Origin of the sequence: Photobacterium sp. GB-56, from assembly GCF_003026105.1 — a bacterium.
In the GTDB taxonomy this organism is placed as follows: Bacteria; Pseudomonadota; Gammaproteobacteria; order Enterobacterales; family Vibrionaceae; genus Photobacterium.
This window is the reverse complement of record NZ_PYNW01000048.1, coordinates 1-1,259: the sequence shown is the minus strand read 5'-3', so window position 1 is coordinate 1,259 and position 1,259 is coordinate 1. Positions and strand designations below refer to the sequence as shown.

General features: G+C 39.4%; 1 protein-coding gene. It reads left to right on the top strand.

Annotated features, from left to right (window positions below; all coding sequences use genetic code 11):
• Window positions 1–73: 73 nt before the first annotated feature.
• Window positions 74–1,251, top strand: a protein-coding gene (locus C9J42_RS21255) for an IS3 family transposase (protein WP_107247967.1) whose coding sequence is annotated in 2 segments (ribosomal slippage) — window positions 74–329 and window positions 329–1,251 — 1,179 coding nt in all. Because the reading frame shifts where the segments join, the coding sequence is not laid out codon by codon here.
• Window positions 1,252–1,259: the final 8 nt, after the last annotated feature.

Genomic DNA, 1,259 nt, shown 5'->3' with positions numbered 1-1,259 from the left:
TGTAGTGGTACATTAAATTTGGCCACCTACTCAGAGGTGATATCATCACCTCTTAACATGGATAGGTGACATCATGACAAAACGAACAAGACGATTATTTAGTGCTGAATTTAAATTAGAGGCAGCACAATTAGTTATCGATCAAAACTATTCAGTAACTGAAGCTGCTCAGGCCATGAATGTGGGTAAATCTACGATGGATAAGTGGGTTCGTCAGTTAAAAGAAGAGCGCCAAGGTAAATCACCGAAAGCTTCACCGATGACGCCTGAACAGATTGAAATACGAGAGTTAAAGAAGAAATTAGCCACTCTTGAAGAGCATAATGAAATCTTAAAAAAAGCCACCGCTCTCTTGATGTCAGACTCATTGAACAATTCTCGTTAATCGAGAAACTCAGGAAGAGCCACAGCATAACAACGTTATGCAAAGTATTTGATGTTCATCGCAGTAGCTATAAATATTGGCAAAGACGCCCAAAATCTATTTCTATTGAATTGATTAAACTGCGTAGTTTAATCAAAGAGGTACATGCTGCAAGCAATGGTTCTGCTGGAGCAAGAACCATTGCAGATATGGTTACGACTCAAGGTATTCCCTTGAGTCGGTATCGTGCATCCAAACAAATGAAAGCCCTTAATCTTGTTAGTTGCCAATCACCGAAACATAGATACCGAAAAGCAAATCAAGAGCATATTGCAATTCCAAATCATCTGAATCGTCAATTTGCAGTTACATCACCTAATCAAGTTTGGGTTGGTGATGTGACTTATGTGTGGACTGGACATCGCTGGATGTATCTTGCTGTGGTTATCGATTTATTTTCGAGAAAGCCTGTTGGTTGGGCGATGTCTCTATCGCCTGACAGTCACTTAACAGGTAAGGCTCTTATGATGGCTTATGAATCACGACATAAACCTAAAGGGGTTATGTTTCACAGTGATCAAGGTAGTCATTATACCAGCAGTTACTACAGACAATTACTATGGCGATGCCAGATTAAACAAAGCTTATCACGACGAGGAAATTGTTGGGATAACGCCCCCATGGAACGCTTCTTTAGAAGTTTAAAAACAGAATGGGTACCAAATGTAGGTTATCGTAGTTTTGCTGAAGCAAAACACGAAATCACTCGATATATTATTGGTTATTACAGCCAATTACGACCACATCAATATAATGGCGGATTAACACCGAATGAATCAGAACGATTATATTGGTTAACCTCTAAAACCGTGGCTAGTATTTGTTGACCACTACA